Source organism: Candidatus Electronema sp. TJ (assembly GCF_048287355.1).
Classification (GTDB): Bacteria; Desulfobacterota; Desulfobulbia; order Desulfobulbales; family Desulfobulbaceae; genus Electronema.
Window position 1 is genome coordinate 19,575 of the sequence record NZ_JBLWEP010000003.1, and the last position, 7,172, is coordinate 26,746.

General features: G+C 50.5%; 8 protein-coding genes and 1 tRNA gene. All 9 read left to right on the forward strand.

Translation table 11 applies throughout. The features are described 5' to 3' along the window. Positions 1–732: sugar phosphate nucleotidyltransferase (locus ACNKID_RS00465; protein ID WP_417911465.1), on the forward strand; the 732-nt coding region annotated here is incomplete at its 5' end. Between the two features lie 58 nt (positions 733–790). Then, a tRNA-Arg gene (locus ACNKID_RS00470) sits at positions 791–867 on the forward strand. A 102-nt stretch (positions 868–969) separates the two neighbouring features. Beyond that, complete coding sequence (locus tag ACNKID_RS00475) at positions 970–1,929, forward strand: UDP-glucuronic acid decarboxylase family protein (protein ID WP_417911466.1); 960 nt, start codon at positions 970–972, stop codon at positions 1,927–1,929. Beyond that, entirely contained in the window at positions 1,926–3,011 is a 1,086-nt protein-coding gene (gene gmd / locus ACNKID_RS00480) for a GDP-mannose 4,6-dehydratase (protein WP_417911467.1), read from the forward strand. Before ACNKID_RS00475 ends, gmd begins: the two co-directional genes overlap by 4 nt. Positions 3,012–3,042: 31 nt before the next feature. Beyond that, entirely contained in the window at positions 3,043–4,173 is a 1,131-nt protein-coding gene (locus tag ACNKID_RS00485; RefSeq protein ID WP_417911468.1) for a DGQHR domain-containing protein, read from the forward strand. Between the two features lie 96 nt (positions 4,174–4,269). After that, positions 4,270–4,518 carry a GIY-YIG nuclease family protein gene (locus tag ACNKID_RS00490; RefSeq protein WP_417911477.1) on the forward strand — a complete coding sequence of 83 codons (249 nt, stop codon included), beginning with the start codon at positions 4,270–4,272 and terminating at the stop codon, positions 4,516–4,518. A 110-nt stretch (positions 4,519–4,628) separates the two neighbouring features. Further along, a complete protein-coding gene (locus ACNKID_RS00495; protein ID WP_417911469.1) occupies positions 4,629–5,237 on the forward strand; it encodes a hypothetical protein in 609 nt (202 codons plus the stop codon). Position 5,238: 1 nt separating this feature from the next. Beyond that, positions 5,239–6,204, forward strand: coding sequence for a GDP-L-fucose synthase (gene fcl / locus ACNKID_RS00500; RefSeq protein WP_417911470.1), 966 nt, complete (start codon positions 5,239–5,241; stop codon positions 6,202–6,204). Further along, positions 6,205–7,005: an ABC transporter permease gene (locus ACNKID_RS00505; protein ID WP_417911471.1), complete on the forward strand. Its 801-nt coding sequence runs from the start codon at positions 6,205–6,207 to the stop codon at positions 7,003–7,005. The last annotated feature ends 167 nt before the right edge of the window (positions 7,006–7,172 follow it).

Sequence of the window (7,172 nt, forward strand, 5' to 3'; positions counted from 1 at the left end):
GTCGCCCGCACCAATCTGGCCTCAATGGGCATTTATGTCTTTGACACCGAATACCTGCTGGCCATGCTCGCCCGCGACCGCAGCGAGATTGACTTCGGGATGCACATCATCCCTAAAGCGATAGAAGAGCGGCAGGTCTTCGCTTATCCCTTCTACGGCTATTGGCGCGATGTCGGCACCATTCAAGCCTACTGGGACGCGAACATGGACATCATCCGCCCGGATTCCGGCATTTCGCCGGAGGCTTGGGGGATCAGGCCAAACATCGAGACTAAGCGGCGGATGATGGACCGCGCTCCGGCCCGCTTCGCCGCTGGCTGTATGGTGCGCTCCTCAATGATCAGTGCAGGCTGTATGATCGAAGGCACGGTGATCAATTCCGTTCTTTCACCCGGCGTGGTGGTGCAACAAGGCGCGATGGTGCGCGATTCAGTGATTTTTGAGGATTCAGTGATAGAGGCCGGGGCCGAAGTTGATCTGGTGGTGGCGGACAAACGGATTCATGTCGGTTGCGGTGCGGTTGTGGGCTGCGGCGGTGCCGAGGCCAAGAAGATCGTCAACAAAGCGTTCCCGACCCATCTCTACAGCGGCATCACCTTGCTCGGCAAGGAGGCGCGGATACCGGAAGGCATGAAGATTGGCCGCAACTGCATCGTTCAGCCGGGCTTTGGCCGCAACAATGCGCCGCTGATCGAAGAGTGCCAGCACGGCACAGTCTTTTCCGCCGCCTGATAAGGAAAACCTTTGCTTTTGCCCATCGTTCAGGTAAAATCGGCAAGCAGCTGCCGCCGCGCCCGTAGCTCAGTTGGATAGAGCACCAGATTCCTAATCTGGGTGCCGCAGGTTCAATTCCTGCCGGGCGCACCAGACAAAGCAGTATCTGAGTTAGATGTCAGATGCTTCTGTCCTGTTGTTCATGCCGCGCCTGAGTTTCCAGGCGCATTTTTTATTTCTTACAATGGAGCAGCGATGAAAACTGTGCAGCGGAACAAACGGGTATTGATCACTGGCGGAGCTGGATTTCTCGGTTCGCATCTTTGCGAGCGGCTGCTGGCTGAGGGAAACGACGTGGTCTGCCTGGACAACTACTTCACCGGTGCCAAGCAGAATATCCTGCACCTGCTGGACAGCCCGCATTTTGAGCTGCTCCGCCATGATGTGACTTTCCCCCTTTATATTGAGGTGGACGAGATATACAACCTCGCGTGTCCGGCCTCGCCGATTCATTATCAATTCGATCCGGTGCAGACAACCAAGACCTCAGTGCATGGGGCGATCAACATGCTCGGCTTGGCCAAGCGGGTGAAGGCGAAGATTTTCCAAGCCTCCACGTCTGAAGTGTATGGCGATCCGCAGATTCATCCCCAGCCGGAATCCTATTGGGGCCATGTCAATCCGAACGGACTGCGCTCCTGCTACGACGAGGGCAAGCGCTGCGCCGAGACCCTGTTTTTCGACTACCGCCGCCAGCATAACCTGCGGATCAAAGTGGCCCGCATTTTCAACACCTACGGGCCACGTATGCACCCCAACGACGGACGGGTGGTCTCCAACTTCATCGTTCAGGCTCTGCTGGGCGAGCCAATCACCATCTACGGCGACGGCTCGCAGACCCGCTCGTTCTGCTATGTCGATGATCTGATTGAGGCGTTTATTCGCCTGATGGCCACGGACGACGATTTCACCGGCCCGGTCAACACTGGCAATCCAGGAGAGTTCACCATCCTGCAATTAGCAGAAACTGTGCTGGAATTGACCGGCTCCAAATCCGAGCTGGTCTTCAAGCCGCTGCCGCAGGACGACCCGAAGCAGCGGCAGCCGGACATCACCTTGGCCAAGGCAAAGCTCGGCTGGGAACCGAAGATTTCCCTGCGCGAAGGGCTGGCTCCAACTATCGCTTATTTTGACGATTTTCTCCGCAAACAATGAAAACAGCTCTGATCACTGGTGTCACCGGTCAGGACGGCGCGTATCTGACCGAACTCCTGCTTGAAAAAGGCTACTCGGTGCATGGCCTCAAGCGTCGTTCCTCGCTTTTCAACACCGACCGGGTAGATCATCTCTATCAAGACCCGCACGAGGAAGATGTCCGTTTCAAGCTCCATCACGGCGACCTGACTGATGCCACCAATCTGATCAGAATTGTGCAGGAAGTCGAACCAGATGAAATTTACAATCTGGCTGCGCAGAGCCACGTGGCAGTGTCCTTCGAAACCCCGGAATACACCGCCAACAGCGACGCGCTCGGCACCCTGCGCCTGCTGGAGGCCATCCGCATCCTTGGTTTGGAAGGCAAAACGCGCTTCTACCAAGCCTCGACTTCAGAGCTGTTCGGCAAGGTGCAGGAGATTCCCCAGCGCGAGACCACGCCGTTTTATCCCCGCTCGCCTTACGCGGTGGCCAAGCTCTATTCCTACTGGATCACGGTGAATTACCGTGAAGCCTACAACATATACTGCTGCAACGGCATACTCTTCAACCACGAGTCGCCGGTGCGGGGAGAGACCTTTGTCACCCGCAAAATCACCAGAGCCTTGGCGCGGATCAAGCTGGGCTTGCAGGACGCTTTGTTTCTCGGCAATCTCAATGCGCTGCGCGATTGGGGGCATGCCAAGGACTATGTGCGGATGCAGTGGCTGATGCTGCAGCAGGAGCGGCCAGAGGATTTTGTCATCGCCACCGGCAAGCAGCATTCGGTGCGGGAATTCGTGGCAATCGCCGCTGATGAGCTGGGCATGAATATCATCTGGCAGGGCAGCGGGTTGGACGAAATCGGCATTGAGCGCAAGAGCGGCAAGACCATAGTCCGGGTTGATCCCCGCTATTTCCGCCCGACCGAGGTCGAAACACTGCTCGGCGATCCGTCCAAGGCCAAAGAGAAGCTCGGCTGGGAGCCGAAAATCAGCTTTGAGGAATTGGTGCGCGAGATGATCGTTGAAGACCTGAAACTGGCGGAACGGGATCAGGTGGTGCGGCAGAAGGGGTATAAGGCGTATAATTATTTCGAGTGATTTTTATCCAACTACCTAATGGAGCAATAAGATGGAGAATAAGATTTCAAGACCAGCTGCTGTAGTTAAACAGGGAAATTTAACGTTATATACCACTTCGTTAAAGGTTTCAGATTTATTGAAGCCTAATTTTTATAGCGTTGAAACGTTAGATTCAGATGATGATAGCGATAAGGGGTATCAACGTCTCTTAAATAAAGCTCGTGCGAAAAAACTTGCAAATTACATTATTGACGGGATAGAAACGCAAGATGCTTTTCTGCCGACAAGTATTTTTATAGCAACAGATAAAGTTATCTCATTTAACAATAAAACAAATATTATATCTTTTGATATAAATTCGATTGGGCCGTTTTCAGTTGTTGATGGTCAACATAGGATTGAAGGACTGAAAATGGCGAGTCAAAAAAATCCAAAGGTGCTAGACTTTGAAATACCTGTAAACATAGCTACTGGATTACAAAAAATATCACAAATGTGTCATTTTTTAATAGTCAACACTACTCAAAAAAGTGTAGATAAGTCTGTTGAACAAAGGATTTATGCTCGCTTAACAAAATGTCTACAAGTTGAAGATATCCCTTGTTTACCTAAATGGATAAAAAGGGCTGTTGAAAAAGGTGAGGAAGAGAAGGCATTACAATTTGTTGATTTTTTGAATTCTGAAGAGGATTCTCCTTGGAGGGGTCGTATCGAAATGGCAAACGAGGAAAATAATAACAAATCAAAAGTAACTCAAAAAAGTTTTGTCAAAACAATAAAACAGTATATTTTAACGGCAAATAATCCTCTGTCTCAAAAAGAGATAGATAAATCGTCGAAAATATTTCTTAATTACTGGAAGGCTATTTCAAATATCTTGTACGTTAATGAACCAACTGTATTATTTAAATATAACGGTATCCAGCTTTTTTGTCGTTTTTCAATGCCGTTCTTTGAGCGATTAGATACTTTGGGTGATTTTAAAGTATCTACAATGGAAGAGCTATTGCGGGCTACTTTTGAAAATCTTGAAGGAGAAAATGCAGGACTAGGGCATCCTGGATGGTGGAATAGCGGGGGAAAAGCGAGCTTTCTCAATTCTGGGGCATTGAATGCAATTGCCGCAGAGATGTATAAAGCGTTGCGCAGAGCAAATCAGAACAAAAATATCGAGTATTGAATTGTGAAATATGACCAGTTAAATCCATGCCCAATTATAAAAAAAATATTTTCTTATTCGGTATCGTTCCAACTTCCTGAAGTTTCTGGATGTTACGTGATAACCAATTTCTCTAACGAGATACTCTATATAGGTCTTTCAAAAAATTTGAAAAGAAGGTTTTGTCAGCATCTTGAAAGTAAAGAGAAAACAGCAAGCGGAACTTATGGAAGACCTTCGTTTTTTAACTATTTGTTAATTGAAGAACGCCTTCTTGAGCAGATCGAGAGGACATGGATACACCAATTCAAGATATTGCATGGACACCTCCCGGTGCTTAACAAAGTGTCCTCACCATTGGGATAAAAATGCTACGGCATTTTTATCATCTTGGACTGAGAAATTGTCAACAAGGATGTTCTCGACGAGATCAGGCGTAAAATAGATCGTTTAAGCAGATTGCAGCAGACTGCCCAATGAAAAAATCAATCCTCTCAGCCGATAAAAATTACACCTTCAGAGACTTCTTTGAAATCGCCTATCCAGTCGAGGATATTGTCAAAGAGTTTGGTTACGAATTCTCTTTTGAGCTGCTCGCACTGCCGAGAGAAAATATTGCTGAAGGTGCGCTGACAGAATTTCAGAGCAAATTGACCAGAAGCCTGCCCAAAATCAGCTTGACTTCCGAGATTGGGCGGAGAGATTTTCTCATTGCTCCCGTTCTGCTCAATCTCCTTGAATTTGTAGATATAAAAATTGCCGCAGAATATCCGATAGAGGCCGCAAAAAACTTACGCGGCACCTTGGATTATCTGATCAGGTCTGAAAAAAAGCTGACAGTGATTGAAGCGAAAAAAGGCGACCTTGAAAAAGGATTCGCCCAGTTAGCTGTGGAACTGATCGCGATGGAACAATATGAAGACGGCCAGCAGGATATTTTGTTCGGAGCTGTCACGACTGGCGATTTATGGAAATTTGGCAAACTGGAAGCAGCAGCAAAAAAGATAACTAAGGATATTGACACGTATAGAATTCCTGCTGACACAATTGAACTTTTCAGCATTTTGATCGGAATATTGAAATAACGTGATACCAATTGAATCCCGGCTTTTCTTCTCTGGAACAAGAAACTACGTCGCCGGGCATCGCGGCTTAGTCGGCAGCGCGATCTGCCGTGCGCTGGCGCAAGCTGGCTGCACAAATCTGCTCACCCGCAGCCACGCGGAATTAGATTTGACCGATCAGGCCGCTGTGCGCCGCTTTTTCACTGAGGAGCAGCCGGAATACGTCTTTCTTGCCGCAGCCAAGGTTGGCGGCATTCATGCCAACAACAGCAGCCCGGCGGATTTCATCCGCGACAATCTGCTGATTCAGACCAACATCATTGATGCGGCCTGGCGCAGCGGCGTAAAGAAGTTGCTCTTTCTTGGCTCCTCGTGCATTTATCCCAAATTCGCGCCGCAGCCGATGAAAGAGGAGCATCTCCTCAGCGGCACATTGGAACCGACCAATGAATGGTACGCTGTCGCCAAAATTGCGGGCATCAAGCTCTGCCAGGCATATCGAAAACAGTATGATTTTGATGCCATCAGCCTGATGCCGACCAATCTCTACGGGCCAGGCGACAATTTCGACCTGCACAGCTCGCATGTATTGCCCGCACTGATCAGGAAATTCCACGAGGCCAAGCTGAATCAGCTGCCAGAAGTGGAAATCTGGGGCAGCGGCACACCAAAACGGGAATTTCTGCATGTTGACGACCTTGCTTCCGCCTGCCTGTTCCTGATGGAACAATACAGCAGCGGAGAAATTATCAATATCGGATCCGGGCAGGAAGTCACCATCGCTGAATTGGCATCTTTGGTGAAAGAGATTGTTGGCTTTGCAGGAGGACTCCGCTACAACGCCGCCATGCCCGACGGCACGCCGCGCAAGCTGCTTGATGTCTCCAAACTCACCGCCTTGGGCTGGCAGAGCACCATCAGCCTGCAAGACGGGATTGCCGCCACCTACCAGTGGTTTCTCGATCATGAACAGCAGGCCCGCTTGTAAATGAACAGCCTGCTCGCCTTTCTTCGTCTGCTCCATGCGCGGCGCAAACTGATCACTGCGATGGCGGCGCGGGAGCTGCGCACCCAGTATGTGGCATCTTCGCTGGGACTGCTTTGGACGCTGATCCACCCGGTGGTGATGATCACGGTCTTCTGGTTCGTTTTCAGCGTCGGCTTCAAGACTCAGCCGCTCAATGACGTGCCCTTTGTCGTCTGGCTCACCGCTGGTCTGGCCCCGTGGTACATTTTTTCCGACATCGTCAGCGGCTCCACCGGCATCATCATCGCTCATGCTCATCTGGTGAAGAAAACCCTCTTCTCCTCCCAGCTCCTGCCGCTGGTGAAAATTCTGTCCAGCTTGGCGACACACGGCATTTTTCTCGCTGTGCTGCTGGTGCTGCTGCTTTTTCAGCAGCTGCCTGTCAGTCTCTATTATCTGCAAGCCCTGTATTACTTGTTCTGCCTGCTGACGCTCTCGCTCGGCATTGCCTGGGGCTTGGCCGCTCTCAACGTCTTTGTCCGCGACGTGGCCCAGCTTGTGGCCGTGGCCCTGCAAATCGGCTTCTGGGTCACGCCGATTTTCTGGGACATCAAGATGATGAGTCCGAACATCCAGCGGCTGCTCAAACTCAATCCAGCCTACTATATCGTGCAGGGCTACCGCGAGTCTTTCATCACCTTCCAGCCCTTCTGGTCGCATCCATTGCACACGGTCTATTTCTGGACGGTCACGGCAGCGGCACTGATCTGCGGCGCATATATTTTCAGGAAGCTGAAACCGCAATTTCCCGACGTGCTCTGAATCATGTCTGATGTGGCCATTTCCATCCGCGAGGTGAGCAAGGTCTATGCGCTCTACCGCAAGCCAGTGCATCGTTTGCTGGAGATTTTCCATCCTCGCGGCAGGAAATATCATACCCCCTTCTGCGCCTTGGACAAAGTCAGCTTTGAGCTGCGCCGGGGCGAGGC